19 protein-coding genes are annotated in these 17,308 nt (G+C 67.4%); 2 read left to right on the top strand and 17 right to left on the bottom strand.

All coding sequences use genetic code 11. From position 1 onward, the window contains the following. Nucleotides 1–20 precede the first annotated feature (20 nt). The 17 genes from JOM49_RS44120 to JOM49_RS22140 form a co-directional block, all read right to left on the bottom strand. Nucleotides 21–983 carry a transketolase family protein gene (locus JOM49_RS44120; RefSeq protein WP_308158836.1) on the bottom strand — a complete coding sequence of 321 codons (963 nt, stop codon included), beginning with the start codon at nucleotides 981–983 and terminating at the stop codon, nucleotides 21–23. After that, the gene (locus tag JOM49_RS22215) at nucleotides 980–1,846 is read right to left on the bottom strand and encodes a transketolase (RefSeq protein ID WP_209666173.1); all 867 of its coding nucleotides are present in this window, start codon (nucleotides 1,844–1,846) and stop codon (nucleotides 980–982) included. The genes JOM49_RS44120 and JOM49_RS22215 overlap by 4 nt, the downstream gene beginning before the upstream one ends. Continuing rightward, nucleotides 1,843–2,964 (bottom strand): M20/M25/M40 family metallo-hydrolase, encoded by a 1,122-nt coding sequence (locus JOM49_RS22210; RefSeq protein ID WP_308158835.1) that lies wholly within the window; start codon nucleotides 2,962–2,964, stop codon nucleotides 1,843–1,845. Before JOM49_RS22210 ends, JOM49_RS22215 begins: the two co-directional genes overlap by 4 nt. A 14-nt stretch (nucleotides 2,965–2,978) precedes the next feature. Next, the gene (locus JOM49_RS22205) at nucleotides 2,979–3,809 is read right to left on the bottom strand and encodes a [LysW]-aminoadipate kinase (RefSeq protein ID WP_209666172.1); all 831 of its coding nucleotides are present in this window, start codon (nucleotides 3,807–3,809) and stop codon (nucleotides 2,979–2,981) included. 18 nt (nucleotides 3,810–3,827) lie between these two features. Next, the gene (gene argC / locus JOM49_RS22200) at nucleotides 3,828–4,853 is read right to left on the bottom strand and encodes an N-acetyl-gamma-glutamyl-phosphate reductase (RefSeq protein ID WP_209666171.1); all 1,026 of its coding nucleotides are present in this window, start codon (nucleotides 4,851–4,853) and stop codon (nucleotides 3,828–3,830) included. Further along, entirely contained in the window at nucleotides 4,850–5,704 is an 855-nt protein-coding gene (locus tag JOM49_RS22195; RefSeq protein WP_209666170.1) for a RimK family alpha-L-glutamate ligase, read from the bottom strand. Before JOM49_RS22195 ends, argC begins: the two co-directional genes overlap by 4 nt. A 209-nt stretch (nucleotides 5,705–5,913) precedes the next feature. Then, nucleotides 5,914–6,507: an MbtH family protein gene (locus JOM49_RS44115; protein ID WP_209666169.1), complete on the bottom strand. Its 594-nt coding sequence runs from the start codon at nucleotides 6,505–6,507 to the stop codon at nucleotides 5,914–5,916. 39 nt (nucleotides 6,508–6,546) lie between these two features. Beyond that, complete coding sequence (locus tag JOM49_RS22185; protein WP_209666168.1) at nucleotides 6,547–7,287, bottom strand: LuxR C-terminal-related transcriptional regulator; 741 nt, start codon at nucleotides 7,285–7,287, stop codon at nucleotides 6,547–6,549. A gap of 18 nt (nucleotides 7,288–7,305) precedes the next feature. Next, nucleotides 7,306–8,064: a sulfotransferase-like domain-containing protein gene (locus JOM49_RS22180; protein ID WP_209666167.1), complete on the bottom strand. Its 759-nt coding sequence runs from the start codon at nucleotides 8,062–8,064 to the stop codon at nucleotides 7,306–7,308. Nucleotides 8,065–8,076: 12 nt separating this feature from the next. After that, nucleotides 8,077–9,348, bottom strand: a complete 1,272-nt coding sequence (locus JOM49_RS22175; RefSeq protein ID WP_209666166.1) for a DegT/DnrJ/EryC1/StrS family aminotransferase — start codon at nucleotides 9,346–9,348, stop codon at nucleotides 8,077–8,079. A gap of 37 nt (nucleotides 9,349–9,385) precedes the next feature. Next, on the bottom strand, nucleotides 9,386–9,556 hold the full coding sequence (locus JOM49_RS22170) for a lysine biosynthesis protein LysW (protein ID WP_308158834.1): 171 nt from the start codon (nucleotides 9,554–9,556) through the stop codon (nucleotides 9,386–9,388). 197 nt (nucleotides 9,557–9,753) lie between these two features. Then, complete coding sequence (locus tag JOM49_RS22165; RefSeq protein WP_209666165.1) at nucleotides 9,754–10,548, bottom strand: ABC transporter permease; 795 nt, start codon at nucleotides 10,546–10,548, stop codon at nucleotides 9,754–9,756. After that, complete coding sequence (locus JOM49_RS22160) at nucleotides 10,548–11,300, bottom strand: ABC transporter permease (RefSeq protein ID WP_209666164.1); 753 nt, start codon at nucleotides 11,298–11,300, stop codon at nucleotides 10,548–10,550. The genes JOM49_RS22165 and JOM49_RS22160 overlap by 1 nt, the downstream gene beginning before the upstream one ends. A 32-nt stretch (nucleotides 11,301–11,332) precedes the next feature. After that, on the bottom strand, nucleotides 11,333–12,337 hold the full coding sequence (locus tag JOM49_RS22155) for an ABC transporter ATP-binding protein (protein WP_245369415.1): 1,005 nt from the start codon (nucleotides 12,335–12,337) through the stop codon (nucleotides 11,333–11,335). After that, nucleotides 12,334–12,918 (bottom strand): beta-sandwich domain-containing protein, encoded by a 585-nt coding sequence (locus JOM49_RS22150; protein ID WP_209666163.1) that lies wholly within the window; start codon nucleotides 12,916–12,918, stop codon nucleotides 12,334–12,336. Before JOM49_RS22150 ends, JOM49_RS22155 begins: the two co-directional genes overlap by 4 nt. A gap of 919 nt (nucleotides 12,919–13,837) precedes the next feature. Next, entirely contained in the window at nucleotides 13,838–14,464 is a 627-nt protein-coding gene (locus JOM49_RS22145; protein ID WP_209666162.1) for a hypothetical protein, read from the bottom strand. 818 nt (nucleotides 14,465–15,282) lie between these two features. Then, nucleotides 15,283–16,044, bottom strand: coding sequence for a helix-turn-helix domain-containing protein (locus JOM49_RS22140; RefSeq protein WP_209666161.1), 762 nt, complete (start codon nucleotides 16,042–16,044; stop codon nucleotides 15,283–15,285). 751 nt (nucleotides 16,045–16,795) lie between these two features. On the opposite strand from JOM49_RS22140, the gene JOM49_RS22135 reads away from it, so the two are divergent. Then, nucleotides 16,796–17,110, top strand: a complete 315-nt coding sequence (locus tag JOM49_RS22135; RefSeq protein WP_209666160.1) for a helix-turn-helix domain-containing protein — start codon at nucleotides 16,796–16,798, stop codon at nucleotides 17,108–17,110. A 72-nt stretch (nucleotides 17,111–17,182) separates the two neighbouring features. After that, a complete protein-coding gene (locus tag JOM49_RS22130; protein WP_209666159.1) occupies nucleotides 17,183–17,299 on the top strand; it encodes a lasso RiPP family leader peptide-containing protein in 117 nt (38 codons plus the stop codon). The last annotated feature ends 9 nt before the right edge of the window (nucleotides 17,300–17,308 follow it).

Below are 17,308 nucleotides of genomic sequence, written 5' to 3'. Positions count from 1 at the left end.
GTTTCGCGGGCGCTGGCGGCTCACGAGGGGCTGTCAGGTTCGCCGATCCCCCGCCGCGCGGCCGCCACGACGCGGTTGTGGTCGACTCCGGCTCGCGCCAGCAACCACGACTGGCTTCCGGCAACCGGGAAGAAGTGCCCGGCCGCGGCCACTCGGATCACGCGCACGGGTGCCAACTCGGCCAGCACCTCCGCCACCGCGGAGCCGAGACCACCCGCCGCCCAGTGCTCCTCGACGGTCACCACCACCTCGCTGGATCCGGCGGCGGCAAGCAGCGCTGTGACGTCCAATGGCTTGACCGTGTGCATGTTGAGCACGGTGACGGCCACTCCCCCCGCCTCCAGTTCGGCGGCCGCGTCCAGCGCGGCCGTCACCGGATACGGTCCACACGCGACGATGGTGACTCTGGCGCGGTTCGTGTGGTGCACCGTCTGTGCCTCGCCGAGCCGCGCCGCGGGCAAGTTCGCCGGCAGGTCCGGAGTGGCACCGCGACCGAGCCGGAAGTAGACCGGACCGGTCGTGGCGACCGCCTCGGAGAACAACGAACGCGTCTGCCCGGCGTCTGCGGGCACCACGACTGTCACGTTCGGCAGGGTCCGCATGATCGCCAGGTCTTCCAGGCTGTGGTGGGTCGGGCCGAGGTGCCCGGCCGCCAGGCCACCGTGGGTGGCCACGATCCGCACCGGCAGGCCGGTGAGCGCGACATTCACCTTCACGCTTTCCAGCGCCCTGGTGACCGCGAACGTCGCCATGGTGTTCACCACCGGAACACGGCCCGACCTTGCCAGGCCGGCCGCGATGCCCATCATGTTCAGTTCCGCGATGCCCACGTTGACATACCGGTTCGCGGCGGGACCGAAGTCGACCGAGGTGAACAGTCCGGTGTCGCTGTCCAGGCACACGATGCGCTCGTCGTGGACCATCATGTCGGTCAGCAGGTCCCGGTAGACTTCCCGGCCGGCCCGCACCTCGTCGGCGGTCACCTGCTCGCCGTCCCGGACCCAGGTGACGATTCGTGCGCTCGCAATTCCGCGAGCGCACGGCGTTGCTGGCGCTCACCCAGCCGCGCATAGTGACTGTGGACCTTATTCTCGACGTAGGGCAATCCCTTGCCCTTCACCGTTCTGGCGATCACCACCCGCGGCTTGCCCGGCTGAGGCCGGACCAGGAAAGCGGCCGCCAGAGCCTCGGTGTCATGTCCGTCGACCTCGTCCACCACCCATCCGAAAGCGCGCCACCGGTCCGCGAGCGGCTCGAGCCCGACCACGCCCTCGGTCTTCCCCGTTATCTGCAACCCGTTGCGGTCCACCACGGCGGTCACCCCGTCCAGTCCCAGCCCGGCCGCGGCCATCGCCGCTTCCCACACCGAACCCTCCTGCAGCTCACCGTCGCCGAGTACCACGAAACACCGGCGATCGGAGCCGTCCATCCGGGCCGCGAGCGCGTACCCGACACCGATCGACAAGCCGTGCCCGAGCGCACCGGATGGCATCTCCACGCCGGGCACCGCCATGGTGGGGTGCGCCATCAGCGAGCTGCCTGGACGACCGTATTCGGCCAACCGCTCCACGGGGAGAAAACCCTGCTCGGCCAGCACGGCGTAGAGCCCGATGGCGCCGTGTCCCTTGCTGAGCAGCAAAATGTCGCGATCCGGCGCGTCCGGGACGGCCGGATCGACCCGCAACACCCGCCGGTAGAGCGTAAGCAGTATCTCCACAAGCGACATGGAGCCGCCGAGGTGACCACCGTCCGCGCTGCCACACATCCTTACGACGTGTTCACGCACGCGCCGAGCAGCGGCCACCGATCCCGCGTCCGCCGTGACCGGCTTCGCCACCTTGGTCATGCCGACCCACCATTCCTTCCGAGCCGTTCGGACGATTCGACCAGGCGCAGCTGTGCCGCCGCTCTCGGCTCGGTCCCGTGCCGTGCGCCCAATTCCTCGACGGCCAACTGCAGGACCCGGGTTCCCCGGACGTAGTCGGTGAGCAGGATGTGCTCGTCAGCGGTGTGGTCGAGCTTGCTGTCGCCCGGACCGTAAGTCGCCATCGGGACGTCGGTCCACACCTCGGCGAGTGTGTTCATGTCGGAGGTCGCGGTCTTCACTTTCATCCTGGGCCGGCCGCGTTGCGCACGGATCCCGTGCGCGAGCGCGCGGACGACCGGATCATTCCGGCTCGCGCGACACGCCGGAACCGCATTGATCAGCGTCAGTTCGCCATCGGGCAACCGCCGGGCCAGCTCGTCCAGCATGGCGCCGATGTCGAACCCGATCGGGATGCGAATGCTCAGCTCGGCCTCGGCCGAGGTCGGTCCGCCGGAAACAGAGGTCAGTCGAGGACCCGGCACATCGAACCGGCTGTGATCGGCCTCCGCCCCGAGCACCTCGAGCAGGATCCGCCACGCGTCGACGACCAGCTCGATCGCTTTCGGGCCGGGATGCGTCGGGTGTGAGGAGGGTCGCCGCACCCGGTAACGGAGGTCGACTTTTCCCTTGTAGCCGAGTACGACCGACGACCACCCGCTCGGTTCACCGATCACCACCGCGTCCGGCGGGCGATGGTGCTCCCTGATGGCCATAGCACCCCGTGAATCGGGAGTCTCTTCCTCGACCACCCCGGCGACCACCACCCGGCCGCGGAAACCGGCCGCCGACGCCGCGGCGCAGATCATCGCCGCCAGCGGCCCTTTGGCGTCCACCGCGCCGCACCCGTAGAGCCGGCCGCCCTCCGAGCGCACCGGCAGTGCGGCGGGAACGGTATCCATGTGGCCCAGCAACATCACCGTCGGACCGGCACCCCGGCGGATTTCACCGACCACGTTGCCGGTCTCGTCGACATGGGCCTCGAACCCGAGCCCGACCATCGCGTCGACCAGGAACGCCGCCAGTGCCGATTCGTCATAGGACGGTGAAGGGATCTCCAGCATCCGGCGCAGCAGGCCGACGGCATAGGTGTCGCTCACGCGACCTCCGGCCGTCACCTGGCCGGCCGCATCGTCGTCGGCGCCATCGTCAACCGGGTGCCCGCCCCGGCCAGTGCCGCGCTGACGGGCTGCGCGCTCCGGCCGTCCGCGATGACGACACCCGGCACACCGGCCAGGAGCGCCTCGCGTGCGGCGACCAGCTTGATCGCCATCCCGGCACGCACACCGTCGACTCCGGCCGTGCCGGTGAGCGCGAGCGTCGGCCGCACGGACCGCTCGTCAGCGGGATCGGCGAGGACGCCCGATGCACCGGTGAGCAGCACGAGTCGCGTGGCTCGCAGTTCTGCCGCGAGCATCGCCGCGACCCGATCGGCGTCGACGTTCACGGCGCCACCGTCCTCGGCCAGTGCGGGCGGCGAAACGACCGGCACGTGGCCATCGGCGAGCAGCGACCGCAGCAGCCGACCGTTCACCGCCGTGATCCGTCCACTGTGGTCGCCACGGATGATCACGGTGCGCCCGTTGACCACTGCCCGGTGCGTGCCCTTGCGGCGGGCAAGGAGGAGACCTCCGTCCACGCCCGTCAGGCCGACCGCGGACACCCCGGCTCCGGCCAGCGCCCTGACGAGTCGCGGCTTCACCGCGCCCGCGAGTGCGAGGTGGAGAACCTCGAGTGTGGCGGCGTCGGTGCGACGGGCCGACACGCCGTCCGGCGCGACCATGCGTCGCATCGGCACGCCGAGCCTGCGCGCCAGCCCGTCGACCTCGGCCGAACCGCCGTGCACCAACACCACCTGTTCACCGGCGCGCACGAGTCCGGACAGGTCCCGACACACCGCGAGCGGGTCGACCTCGGCGTGACCGCCGCACTTGACCACCAGCATTCCGACACGTTCCTCCAGTCAGTTCGGGTGCAGGCCGGTGAACTCCAAACCGTTCGACTCCGGCAACCCGAAGCGGATATTCATGCACTGCACGGCGTTCCCCGCGCCGCCCTTGACGAGGTTGTCCAGTGCCGCGACGAGAACACCGGTTCGCGCCGGTTCGTCCACTGCGAACCCCACATCACAGAAGTTCGAGCCGGAAAGGATCTTCGGTTCCGGGAACCGGTACAACCCACGATTCCTGGCCACCACGCGCACGAACGGTTCGTGCTCGTACCGGCGGTGGTAGATGGCGCGCACGGTGCGCTCGTCCACGCCGTCGGCAAGCCCGACACGACACAGCACCTGGACACCGCGCACCGCTTCGACCCCCGTCGCCGTCATCCGCGTGACGAGCGCGGTCTCCTGCCGGATCTCCGCTTCATGGCGGTGGGTCAGTGGCGCGAACACCCGCATGGCCCCCGCCCGCTCGGCGTGGGTGTTGCGGTTGCCGACAGACGCTCCGGAACCACTGGATCCCGTGCGCGCGTCGACGGTCACCTCGCCTACCAGGACGCCAGCCTCGCGCAGGGGGGCGATCGCGAGGATGCCTGCGGTCGCCATACAGCCGGGGACGCTGATCCGGTTGGCGGTGCTGAGCTGTTCGCGGTAACGCTCGGGCAACCCGGTCACGAACGTGCTGAGCAATTCCGTCGCCTCGTGCGGTACGCCGTAGTACTTTTCGTAGATCAGTGGGTCCCGCAAACGGAAGTCGGCCGACAGATCGATCACCACGTCCGCGTGAGCCAGCAGGGTGGGGAGCGAACGCATCGCTTGCCGGTGCCGGTCGGCGCTGAACACCACGTCGTAGTGGTCCATTTCGGACCCCGCGCGGAAGGTCAGGTGGCAACGGCCGCGTAGATTGGGATGCGCGTCGTCGACCCGGCGGCCCGCCGACCGTTCCGAAGTAACGCATTCCACTCGGACCGCGGGATGCCCGAGCAGGATTCGCAACAGTTCCCCGCCGATGTAGCCGGCGCCACCGACGATCCCGGCGGTGATCATGACCCCGCCCTGAGCAGCAGGTGGTCGACCATCCGGTCGGCGACGTCGACCCGCTCCCCCTGCGCAGCCTGGAAACTCGCGAACTCGACCCGGTGGTTCACCTCGAGGACCAGAAGGCCCTCATTCGGGCACTCGACCAGATCGACGCCGGCGATGTCCACGCCGACGCAGCCGGCTGCCGCGGCCGCCAGCTCGGCCAGTTCCGGAGTGACCGCGCACGGTTCGCTCGCCGCACCTCGCTTCACGTTCGTCCGCCAGCCATCCCCGCGCCGGTACGTGGCACCGAGGACCTCCCCACCCACCACGATCACCCGGAGATCGCGATCCGCCTTGCGCACGAACCGCTGCGCATACACGACGTGCGAACGTGGTGACGGCAGCGCCGCGACGTACTCCAGCACGGTTGCCGCCGTCTGCCGGTCGGGTACCAGCGTCACCAGCCGGCCCCATGAACCGACGAGCGGTTTGATCACCGCGGGGTAACCCATCTCGTCCAACGTGACGAGCGCGGCTTCCGGCGTGAGCGCCAGCGCGGTCCGTGGCGTCGGCACTCCCGCGGCGAACAGGGCGAGGGACGTGCGCCACTTGTCGCCGCACAATTCGGTCGACGCGGCGGAGTTCACCACCGTGCTTCCCATCGCCTCCAGTGTGAGAGCCGCGTAGCTGGCCCTGGTGTGGCTGATCTCCCGGTTGAGCACCGCAGACCAATCCGGCGCCGACGCGCCCAGCCACAACGGCAGCCGACGCGGATCGACCTGGACGCAGTCCAGCCCGCGCCGCGCGAAAGCCGCGAAGATCAACCTCTCCTCGACGTGCACACGTGAGGTGAGAACAGCCGCCGTACGCTCCACCTGTTCCCCACTTTCCTTTTCCGCAGCTCGCAGAAACACATTAGGCGGACGCAGGTGCGGCGATCGTCCTCAGCGCGCCGACCACCGCCTGATCGCAGCGACTACCCGCTATAAGCGTTACGATCAACCGGCCCGTGAGCCCACGATCCCGCGCGGCCGCCGCCACCCGTCCGCGTCATCGCGATGACTTCCACCGATTGTTTTTTCGACTACTGGGAAACAGTCGCGTCAGCACTGGTTCCGGCACGACGCAGCACGCCGACCCCGGCCATCGTCGCGATGTCGACCGACACCGCGCATCGGAGCCTCTGGAAGTCCAGAGTCAGCCCTCCCGCGAGTTGAATGGACCCGGTGCCGGCGACGAAGTCGGCGCGCGAGCGGTCAGTCTCGGCCTCGTCGAGGGTCACGCCGAGCTCGGTGCCACCGTCGGTGCCCGGGACGAGCACGTGCACGTAGCCGCGGTCGATGGCCTCGGCCAGCCGGGCCGCCGAGGATTCCGGCCGGAGCACCACCTGGATTCCCTGCTCGCCGTCACACAGTCGGGACACCAGGTCGGGACCGGAGGGTTCGACGACCTCCTCGGCGGGCGGCCGGTTCGCGGCCTCCGCCAGAGCCTCCCGCAGACTACGCGGCCGCATGTCGGTCCAAACCTCGTCGACGTGCGCGAGACAGTCCGCCTTGGAGCCCTGGAAGTCGGCTGCGTACCAACCCTCAGGCAGGCTACGGCTCACCGGCCAGATCGAGTATTGCTCCTCGTCGTTGCGGACCACCGCGTAGACGTCTTCGACGATCTCCTCGGTCATCGCTACCTCCGTTCTCGCTCGGTTCAACGGTTTCGGACGTCAGGCCGAACGCATCAGGCCGGCTCGGTAGGCGAAGGACACGAGCTGACTGCGGTCGCGCACGTTGAGCTTGCACCGCAACCGGTACACGTGGGTGCGGACGGTGTTGATGCCGATGGCCAGTTCGTCGGCGATCTCGCCGGTCGACTTACCGCCGGCGAACATCACCAGCACCTGTCTCTCCCGCGGCGTCAGTTCAGTGACCACAGCACGCAGTACCTCCTCGCTCCGTTCGCCGGGGCTCTGCCTGAACCAGTCGATGAGGCGCTGGGCGACAGCGGGCGCGAGCATCGTCTGACCCCGCGCGGCGGCCCGCACCGCCACCGTGATCTCCTCGCGGGTCGCGTCGGCGAGCAGCAAGCCGTTCGCGCCGGCCTGCAGGACCGAACGCACCAGTTCCTCACTGTCGTTCGCCGCGAACACGACAACCCGGGGTCCGGTGTCGACGAACTCCCTGCCGACCCGCCGGACCAGCTCCAACCCGGAGATCCCGTCCAGAGCCAACCCGGTCACCACCACGTCAGGACGCAGGGTGCGGACGAGCATCAGCGCCTGGATGCCACTGCTCGTACTCTCCACCACGGTGATGTCGGGCACGACACCGAGCAATGTGGACAAACCATCGCGGACGATGGGCAGCTGATTACATATCAGTACTTCCAGCGACACAGTGACCCCCGAATGCACTTCGCGATCCGATCGACTGGGCGGCGTGCCCCCGTCCGCAACCTGCGTGGTCATGTCCGACTCCTCTTCCTCTCATCCGAGGCGCAGCCGGTACTGGTGCAGCTTCTCGTAGAAGGGAAGCTGATACTCGAGGCAACCGGCGAGGTGACCGAGGTCCGCCATGCGCACCCCGTGTCCTGCGGGCAGGTCCGCGAAACCGGTTGTCGAGGCCACATCCCGATGCCATCGAGCGGTGGCCCGCCACTCGGGCCGGTCGCCGGCTGGCCACGACAGGGCCTCTGGCACGTACGGCAGGCCGAGCAGGTCGAAGTAGGCCGAGGTCGTCGCCTCGGGTGCGGCTATCAGATCAGCCGAATCGATGACCAGCGGCAGGGCCCCCGTCAGCCGCCAGACCAGCGAGAACATCTCGTACTGGTGCTCGATCCCGATCTGGTGGCATCGGACGTCCGGATTGGTCGCGTAGTAGGACGGCAAGGTCTCGGCCGGATGACGGATGATGAAGGTGCTGCATACGTCCTCGGCCAAGAACTTCTCATCGGAGAGCACGGTGGCGTATCGCTCGTCCGTGGTGTCCTTGAAGAAGACAGGCCGCGCCTCGGACAGCGAACGAAGCCGGTGCATCACCTCGGTCTCCGTGACCGCCAGGGTGCCGCCGAGATCGACCGCACCGAACTCCGCCCTGGTGGAGAACGGCTCGTGCACGGAAAAAAAGTCCGCCCGTTGCAGCATCATGCGGAAGAACGCGGTCGACCGGCTGCGCGGAGCACTCCACAATGCCAAGACCCGTCGTCCTTCAGCCGTGTGGACGGGCGTGTTCGGTGCGGTAACCATGTGACTGCCCCCTCAAGCCGGAGTTCGGTCTGGTGTGTGCGAATCGGCCATGTTCGCGACGACAGCCCGGTGCTCCCATACCTTGCTGAACGCCTCGGCCACCCGCTCCAGCAGGTCACCGGCCCCCGGGTTCAGGTGGATTCGCTGGAGTACGAACGAGTCCTGCACCACGGCACGGGTCACGGATACATCGAGCGCCCTGCTCGGTGCACCGGCGTCGGCGAAGATCGGCTGCTCGGACAGTGGCCTGGTCTGGTAGCGCGACACCGGAACACCCTCGGCCCGCATCACCCGGACGGTTACGGCCCGCAGGACCGAAGCCCGCGACTCCGGTAGGCCGAACGCCTCGGGTCGTACTCGGAAACGGAGAATGTGCCAGCCGTGTTCACGGTCGGCAGGCACCTCAGGGGCGGTGAAGCCCGGCAGTTCGGCAACCCGGGCCAGCAGTCGCGTGACATTGCGATCACGCACGGCGCGCTGCTCGTCGAACCGCGTGAGCTGGCTTCTGGTGAAGGCGGCCTGAATCGCGTTGATCTTGGCGTTCCAGCCCGGTGCGTGCGACACATAGGGGCGTTCGCCGCGGCCTCCCAGCCGCTCGCCGAACTGCCGCAGCAGCTCCGCGCGGTCGGCCAACTCGGGATCGCCGGTGGTGAGCAGGCCGCCTTCGCCGCACGTGGGGAGGTTTTTGGACACGTTGAGGCTAAGCGCGCCGAGGTCGCCGAGCGAACCGGTGATCCTTCCCCGGTACCGGACCCCGGGTGCCTGTGCCACGTCTTCGACCACGACCAGGCCCCGCTGCCCGGCGAACGCCAGTATCTCGTCCATGTCGGCGGGCAGTCCGTGCAGGTGCACCGGGAGCACCGCCGCGGTGCGGCCGGACACGGCCGCGGCCAGGTGATCCGGGCTGAGATTGAAGGTCGAGGGGTGGACGTCGACGAACACCGGCGTGGCACCGACGTGCAAGGGGGCGAGTGCGCTGCCGACGAAGCTGAGGGCAGGCACGATGACCTCGTACCCTCGCCCGACACCGGCTGCGGCCAGCGCGATCGTCAATGCCGCCGTTCCGTTGGCCACCGCGAGGCAGTGTGCGGTGCCGACCCGCTCGGCCCACTCCCGTTCCAGCGACCGGATCTCTTGTTCACCCGCCGATGCCGCGGTGAACCTACCGCTGCGCATGACACCGAGCACGGCCTCCGTATCCTGGTCGGTCACCACCGGCCAGGAAGACTGCGGCGTGCCACGGGTCACCGCCGGCGCACCACCGAACATGGCGAGTTTCGTCATCGAGTCTCCGATTTCGGTCGTGAACGGTATCCGACGGCTATTCGCCCCAGTCTTCCTCGATCTCGGGGGCAAGAGCGAGCCGGATCGGGTCGGTGGTCACGACCTCCAGTTCACTTCGACATTCCCCGCACATCACGATTTCGTTGGGCAGGACCGTGTTGTCGACCGCGACTCCCACATCGCATGTCGGACAGAGGATGGCAACCACGACTCTCCTTAACACTGGGGCGACCATTCTCGGCAATCAGAATCGTCGACAGCGGTTCTGGAAAAATATCGATCTGCGGAGGGCTACTATCAACCGCCTTGCCAGCCCTGCACATTTATACGCCAACTTTACGATCCTTTAGGTTCCGCGTCCACCTCCCGAGAGGCATTGGTCAGTAAATTGACTCATCACTCATACTAATGGCCACCACTTTGATAGTGGCGCAACTGGCGACGCCAGACCGCGTAGGCTGCCGCGAACAGAACCACACCGACGGCCGGTGCCGCATACCCGACCACAGCAGGGACGTGAAGCTCCCCAGCCTTGTCGAGTAGCACCGCCCCGGGCAGATACGCGACGAATGCCAACGGCAGCAAGAAGGTCAGTGCGAACCGGGCCGCGGCCGAAAAAATTTTCGTCGGGTAGTTTCCGAAGGTTCCGAAGATCGTATCGATCGTAACCCGAAGTGCTTGGCTGGACAATGTCCGAAACGTCAACGACGAAGCGGCCAATTGCAGGGAGAGTTCGGTCAGCGCACCGCCGACGACGGCGGCGATCAGGTACAGGATGCCGAGCAACGACCAGTTGACGGGCACCAAGGTCATGACGACCGCGAGCAACACGAGCCCACCGAGCAGGTCGCCGACGGGGGTCAACGCGGTCCGGTGTGTCATGAGGTGCACCAGCGGATTGCCCGGGCGCACGAGGAATCGGTCGAAATGGCCCTCGCGCACGATCTGGTCGATCACCAAGAGCTGGCTGAAGAGCACAACCCACAGCCCGTGGGCGGTGAGCCGCAACCCGTAGAGGAACGCGACCTCCGGGAGCGTCCACCCGCCGAGCGTTTCGAACGTCGACAAGACCACACCGATCGACGCCAGGCCGACTCCCTGGTAGCACAGGCTCGCGATCACGGACACCACGAAGTTCGCGCGGTACTGAGCCTCGGCACGCAGCGCCGCCCTGGTCGCCGACCACCAATAGCGGAACATCACCCTCCTTGCACGACGACGCGGTGCAATGCCCGTACCCATATCCACCGGGACAGCACCGCGAGCAGCGCAATCCACAACAACTGCACGCCGATGACCCCGAGTCCGTCCTCCCGGCCCAGGTACACCGCGACCGGCCCGTAGGTGATGGCCTGAAAGGGCAGCACCTCGGCGAGCACCCGCAGCGCAGGGGGCATGAACCACAGCGGGACCAGTGCACCCGACAAAAACAGCGACACCATCCGGTAGACCAGGAACCAACCGCTGACCTCCAGGGTCCAGAACGCCAGCATTCCCACCACTATCGACAGCTGGGTTGCCACGATCCACGCCCCGAGCAACCCGGCCACGTACCAGACACCGGCCGCCGGGGACGCGGGTGACTGGCTCCGTCCGACGACCACGGCCAGCGGGAGCAACGCCACCGCGAGCGGCAGCACCGCGAGTGTGCGGCCGAACTGGCCCGCCACCACCTGTCCCACAAAGCCGATCGGCCGAACCAGGTCGAACGCCACCTGCCCCTCGCGCACCCTGGCCGGGATGAGGGAGAACTCCCACGGAACCAGCAGCCAGTTCTGGACCGCGGCGAACGTGGAATAGACCATCACCGTCTCCAGGGGCACCCCTTCGACCGCGCCACGCCCCTCGTACACCGCGCTCCAGACCACGTTGAGCAGGTAGATGTGCATGATCACGCCGATGACGCTGATCAGGTAGTTGAGCCGATAGGTCAAAACGGTGCGGACCTGCACCCGCAGGCACGCGAGGTGGCCGCGTGCCCGCGCTAGCACGGTGCCGGGGGGACATGGGCGGGTTCGGTGTACAGACGGTGCACAACGTCCTCCAGCCGGGCCTCCTGGACGGACAGGTCGGCGACGGCATATCGACGGAGCAGTTCGGCGACCAGTGCCGCGGCGGGCGTGACAGCAGGATCGAACCGCACCGCCCAGCGGCCCTCGCCGGCTTCCCGAACGACTGTGCCCGGCACGTCGGGGACTATGTGCTGCCCGGCCAGTCGCATCACCAGCTCCCGGTGCGGCGGGAACCGGCTCTTCAGCGCCTCCACTCCACCGTCGAACAGCACCCGTCCCTGGTCGATGAGCACGATCCGGTCGCACAGCCGCTCGACCTCGTCGAGATCGTGCGTGGTGAGCACGACAGTGGTACCGCGCTCCCGGTTCAGCTCGGCGATGAACCCGCGGATGCGATCGCGCGCCACGACGTCCAAGCCGACGGTGGGCTCATCCAGGTACAACACACGTGGCTCGTAGAGCAGGGCGGCGGCCAGGTCGCCGCGCATGCGCTGCCCGAGGGAAAGCTGCCGGACGGGCGTGTCGAGGAAAGGGCCGAGTTCGAGCAGTTCGGAGTGGTGGGCCAGGTTGAGCCGGTAGCGGTCGTCTGGCACCTCGTACAGATCGCCGATCAGGCGCAACGATTCACGCAGCGGCAGATCCCACCACAGCTGGGAGCGCTGCCCGAACACGAGGCCGATCTGCCGTGCGTTGCGACTCCGGTCGCGCCACGGAACCGCACCGGCCACCTCGACCGTGCCGGAGGTGGGCACGAGGATGCCCGCCAACATCTTCACCGTGGTGGACTTGCCCGCTCCGTTCGGTCCGAGATAGCCGACCAGCTCACCCTCCTGGAGGGTGAAGCTGATCCCGTCCACGGCACGCTTGGTGACGCGTTCCCGGGTGAACATGGTGCGCAGCCCACCGAACCGGCCCTCGACACGCTTGGGCCGGTGGAACTCCTTGACGAGGTCGCGCACCACGATCAGCGGCCTCATCCCAGCCCCTGATTCACCAGGGTCATCGCGAAAACGTGGATCGCGATGTTGTCCGGCAGCCGCAGTGCCGCCAGGTCGTGCTGCCGGGGCACGGGGACACGCTGCTGCCAGATACGGGGCCCGACGCGTGGCTGGATGTGGCGTGGGAAGTGCATCTGTTCGCAGCGGATCGCCTCCACCTCACCGAAATGCGGTGGTGACGCCGGCCAGAAGTCCGAAACACGCAACCATTCGGCGTCCACGGTTCCGTCGGTGTAGTGGAGTTGCAGCACGTCCTCGGACCGGCGCTCCGAGCAGGCCAGCAAGTAGATCCAGTCCCAGCGCCCGGCCGGTAGCTCCACCCGCTGGCCGGCACAGCGGATGTTGTCGTGCCGACCGGGGCCGATCGCAGGAAACTCGAACGGCACCGAGGTAGCGACGAATATTCCCGCATCAGGCAACTCCTCAGCGGGGAAGGAATTCTGCCACACGTTGAGCCGACCTCGCGCCAGGTCTGATTTCGCGGTCGCACCGGTGTTGTTGAAGTATGCCGAGAGGTCTACCGGAAAAGCCTGTACCCGACTCTCGATGTCAGTTCGCATACCATCATCCCCGGAGTCGATTCGAAATATGGTCCACTCGCCGCAGGTCATCGTGAGCACCGAACTCGACAGCTGTCAAGACTCGGGCCGGCCTCGTAGTCACGGTGGTTACCCCCGATAGTCGGCATGTTGACACGGCAATAGTCGCTGAATCGAAAAATCGTCGGCGGAACCAGTTCCGTTCCACCGGGAGAATCTCAGAGTCAGCGCCAGCGTTATCGCGGGATCGGTCGCGCCCATTTCGTCATCAGAAGATACCCAGCCCTTCGTCGCGACCACAGCCCGGCGAACCAGACCAGCATTACGCACTGAAGATTAACCAAAACCAGTACACGTCCAGAATACGAGCAGAATACGGCCGGCGACCCGACGGCCAGCTTCACGCGGACCTGCGTGGCGCCTCCGCCGACCCCGTCCGCCCGGAGAACGTGCTCAGCCGGTTCCTGTTCGCACTGGGCATCGATCGATGAGGGGTGATGCCTCTGGTCAGCGGCCGCTCAGCCACACCCACCGCCTGCTGCCCCAGGCTCTGCTGCACGAGGTCGCGGAAGTACTCGCCCGTCATGCCTCAACTGGGACGACGGAGTGAGAGCCGAGGAGGCTCTGGTCCGCCTGTCGGGGCCAGACGGGCTGCTCCTCCCAGCGAACGGCTCGTCAATCGAAAAGTTGGCCCGCCACGCCGCAGAGTGGTTCACCAGAACGAAGAAGGGCCGGTGGGCCGATTACTCCGGCTCGTGAGCGGAGCCCAACCGTCACCACCTCACGGATGCCCACTCATGCCGCTGAGCGGGCGGTGATCCGGCCGACGTGTTAACCCGCCACGGTGCTCCTCGGTTCGGAGGCGGGCCGGCGCTGATCTAACAGCGGCAGTTCGCGCTAGACGGGATTTCGCCCTCGTTAGGCTGGACGTGGCGGCGGTCTACTGTGGCTGTATGGCTGTGTAGAGCTGTGTGGCCAGGTCTGTCGTACGTGTCCGGCATTGCTCGCCTCGTGGCGGATCGTTCTTGCCGGAGACGTAGAACACGCTGATCACCGCGTTGTCGTCGAGGACCGCCAGTCGGCAGCCGGCCCTGCCGCCGTCGGGGTCTGACCAGCGGGCTTCCGCTCCGATGCCGAGGTCGCTGATCTGCTCGTCCTGTGGGGTCGCGCGCCGGTTGAAGTCTTCTTTGGCCCGCTTGTTCCCTAGCTGGGGGCCGTAGGCGTTCTCTGAGTGCTCCCAGGCCGCGACGCTGAGGTCAGCGTAGGACTCGTCATCGCCGATGCCCCGGAAGGTGCAGCTTCGCCCGGGCGCAATGCCGTTGTCGGTCGAGTCGTTTACCCGTTCGGGGGGCGGTAGCCCGGGTACTTCGGCGTGGATTGTCGCGCAGTTGGGTAATTGGGCGGAGTTGTACTTGAGCGGCGGCGCAGGTGTGGTCGAGGTGGTGGTCGCGATGGGTGCGGGCCTGGGTTGCGGTGGACCGCTGGGTCGGCCGCAGCCGCCGACGAGCGCCGCGATCACCAGGCCAAAGACCGCCCAGCCCCGGGTGCGGGAGAGATGTGTGCGCATGACTCCTTCTCGACTATCGCGGGTCAGCCCTCGATGATGGTGATCGTGTCGCCGAGCACGAACTCCGGCCAGACGCGTGGTCTATTGGATGCCATAGGCTTCACAGTCCCACCAGACTCTTCCGCTGTGGCGGTGGAATCTCTTTCGATTACCGCATCGGGTGATTGCAGGCCATCAGCATGCTCGGCAGGCTGCTCGGCAGCGCAGGCCGCGCACCCGGCTCGGCTTGGGTGCACCGCCGGACCCCTCCAACCCGTCACGCGACCATCCCCGCCAGCCGCGAGCGGGCTGTCGGCCGGCCCGAGCCCAGCCGGGCTGGAGAACCGGGCCACCAATCCAACCAGCGCGCACCTTCCCAAACACGCCCACCGGCCCCCTGGAGCCACCCAGGAATCCGACAACGCCGGGCAAGTGGCGGCTCGCTGGACGGCTCACCACGACGGGCCGGAAACAGCTTCACCACGCGGCCACTCCGGGGCCGAGGCCAGCAGGACGGGCACCGTCGAGGAACCCATCCCCCGAACACCACAAAGTCACGCCCTCCACCCCACCAGCCGAGCTCGCCAAGGAGCCGCACTCGAGCGGGCCGGAGCGGACGCCGGCACCCAACACGAGCCACCAGGCCGCAAGGCACACCAGCCGCAGGTCGTGCGCGGTGGTACCCGGTGCCGGTCCCAACCGCAACCAGCGCCCGGCACCGGCCAATTCGTCGTCCAACCCGGCCAGCAGCGCCGCCGCGCTCCCGCCGCGCAGGCACACCGGGGCGAGAAATCGACGACCCCCTCGTCCAGCCCAGCCTTCCAACGCCGTCGACCAGGTCAGGGGGGCGGTGGGGCGATGCGCTGCAGATAGGCGGAGAACACCCAGCCGGTGTAGGGGAACCGGACCGGGATCCAGGTGTCGATCGGGACGGTCTGCGCGCTGCACGTGGTGCCGGACTCGGCGTGCTGTGGGGTGCATGCGCCGATCACGACCTGCTCCACTTGGCTGATCGTGTGGAACTCTGTGCCCGTCTTGAAGGTCGGCCTGGGGCGTACCCGGATCGGTGCTGCTACCGGCGAGTAGGCGCACTCGCCGGCAGCTTGCCCTGTGGGGGTGGGGGTGGCCACGGTAGTCGGCTTTTCCGAGGACAACAGCGCCATCATGCTGGTGCCGCCGGCCAGGAGGGTGGCTGCCACGACTGCCGTTCGCCACAGCGGCCACCGTCGGCGCCCTGGCGGTCCGGCGTCGGTGCGGGCCGGAGGCGCGGCGGGCGCGGTGTGGGGGTCGGGGCCGGAGTTGTGGTCATGGACGCGGTCCCAGGCATTCGCCCATGCCGACAGTTCCGCATGGGGGATCCCGAGCGCTCGCAGGATCGATTCGTAGGCTCCCGGTGGGGGCAGTGTGCGCCCTGCGAGGTAGTTGGCGAGCGTGCTGCGCGGGATGGGACCGTCCTCGCTTCGGCTCAGCCGGCGAGCCAGGTCCTGGACCGACAAGCGTTCTTTGCCGAGATGACGGCCCTGCGCTCGACGGAGGGAATCGAAGGCTTCTTTCAGGTCCGGCAGTGAATGGATTCCGGACGGCTCCGTCCCGTTGCTCACTTGAAGTCTCCCCTACCTCGTCGTGCACCGTTTCGGCGAGTGGCTGATTCCAGGATGAACGCGGCTGTGGCTCGTTTTCGGCGAAGGCGAGTTCATCACTCGTACGGGCGACCCCTGCCCAGATGGGCAGCCGATACCCAGGCGGGGGCGTCCAGCAGCGTCCAGTCATGTCCAAAGGTGTCCAAGTCGGCCTGATGAGCAGGCGAAACCGTGTGCTGTGGGCGCGACGGTCATTGCCGTCCCCCACGCCCTCAGACCGGCGAAACGGATCACCATGGAAACGGAGAAGGCACTTTCTCCTGCCCGACGACCGGCCCCTGCCCCGGACCGGCGCGGGGAGCGACTTGAAATACTCCAGCAACGTTCCGACGACAGCCAGTGGCGTCGCCCGGGGATAGTTCTGACTTTCCACCCAGACTGCCGAGGCTGTTCGGTTTCACCGAATGGAACACCTCACGTCTCGTTCTCCTCGGTGGTGGCGGCCGGACTGAACCCGGCCGCCCCAGTGGAGTCACACCAAGGCTTCGAGATAGTCCTGGCTCCATGGACGACGTCTTTCGTGGGCCGCGAGTTACTCGGATCACCCATCGGTGTCCGCCTTGACGGGGTTCCACGGTTCACCGCACTCCTAGAAGCGATGTGCGGAACCCGTGGCCATTCGGCGCGCCAGCGACTCGTCTCCGATGTCCTGGTTCCCGGCCATCACCCCACACCATCTGCGCCGGCCATCGTGGCCTCGGCGTGGCGTGTGATGATGCGCGAACACGGCAAGCGGTCCATCGCTGAGCTCACCGCCGAGGTCGGCTGCAGTCATCGGCAACTGTCACGTTTGTTCACCCAGCACATCGGCCTTTCACCCAAACGGGCAGCACGTGTACTTCGCCTGCGGCGTGCCCTGTGCCTGTCGATGCGCGGAATGGGCGCGGCAACGGTCGCGGCACAGTGCGGTTTCAGTGATCAGGCGCATTTGAGCCGTGAGTGCCGTCAACTCGCGGACCGATCGCTGCGGCAGTTGAGCTCGAACGGCGAAGGTGGCCAATTTCTTCAAGACCCGGCTACCGGTTGACGGTGACTATTTCATCACCGGCCCGCCCGGGCCGGATACCGAAGTGAAATCCCGAGAATCGAGGAGTACGTGATGGACGAGATCTACGAGGCGCCCAGCATGGTGGAAGCCGGCGAATTCGCCGAGGTCACCCAGCTCACCAGCACCGGCTACTGGGCCGACGGCATCTGGGGCTACTTCTGGTTCTGACCCTCGGTC

It is taken from the genome of Amycolatopsis magusensis, from assembly GCF_017875555.1.
GTDB classification, from domain to species: domain Bacteria; phylum Actinomycetota; class Actinomycetes; order Mycobacteriales; family Pseudonocardiaceae; genus Amycolatopsis; species Amycolatopsis magusensis.
Note: the sequence above shows the minus strand (reverse complement) of the source record. Positions and strands in the feature narration are given on the sequence as shown.

Coding starts and splice junctions, on each gene's coding strand:
- JOM49_RS22215 (WP_209666173.1), bottom strand. CDS start 1,846: ATGACCAAGGTGGCGAAGCCGGTCACGGCGGACGCGGGATCGGTGGCC.
- JOM49_RS22205 (WP_209666172.1), bottom strand. CDS start 3,809: ATGCTGGTGGTCAAGTGCGGCGGTCACGCCGAGGTCGACCCGCTCGCG.
- argC (WP_209666171.1), bottom strand. CDS start 4,853: ATGATCACCGCCGGGATCGTCGGTGGCGCCGGCTACATCGGCGGGGAA.
- JOM49_RS44115 (WP_209666169.1), bottom strand. CDS start 6,507: ATGACCGAGGAGATCGTCGAAGACGTCTACGCGGTGGTCCGCAACGAC.
- JOM49_RS22185 (WP_209666168.1), bottom strand. CDS start 7,287: ATGACCACGCAGGTTGCGGACGGGGGCACGCCGCCCAGTCGATCGGAT.
- JOM49_RS22180 (WP_209666167.1), bottom strand. CDS start 8,064: ATGGTTACCGCACCGAACACGCCCGTCCACACGGCTGAAGGACGACGG.
- JOM49_RS22175 (WP_209666166.1), bottom strand. CDS start 9,348: ATGACGAAACTCGCCATGTTCGGTGGTGCGCCGGCGGTGACCCGTGGC.
- JOM49_RS22165 (WP_209666165.1), bottom strand. CDS start 10,548: ATGTTCCGCTATTGGTGGTCGGCGACCAGGGCGGCGCTGCGTGCCGAG.
- JOM49_RS22155 (WP_245369415.1), bottom strand. CDS start 12,337: ATGAGGCCGCTGATCGTGGTGCGCGACCTCGTCAAGGAGTTCCACCGG.
- JOM49_RS22150 (WP_209666163.1), bottom strand. CDS start 12,918: ATGCGAACTGACATCGAGAGTCGGGTACAGGCTTTTCCGGTAGACCTC.
- JOM49_RS22145 (WP_209666162.1), bottom strand. CDS start 14,464: ATGCGCACACATCTCTCCCGCACCCGGGGCTGGGCGGTCTTTGGCCTG.
- JOM49_RS22135 (WP_209666160.1), top strand. CDS start 16,796: ATGATGCGCGAACACGGCAAGCGGTCCATCGCTGAGCTCACCGCCGAG.
- JOM49_RS22130 (WP_209666159.1), top strand. CDS start 17,183: ATGGACGAGATCTACGAGGCGCCCAGCATGGTGGAAGCCGGCGAATTC.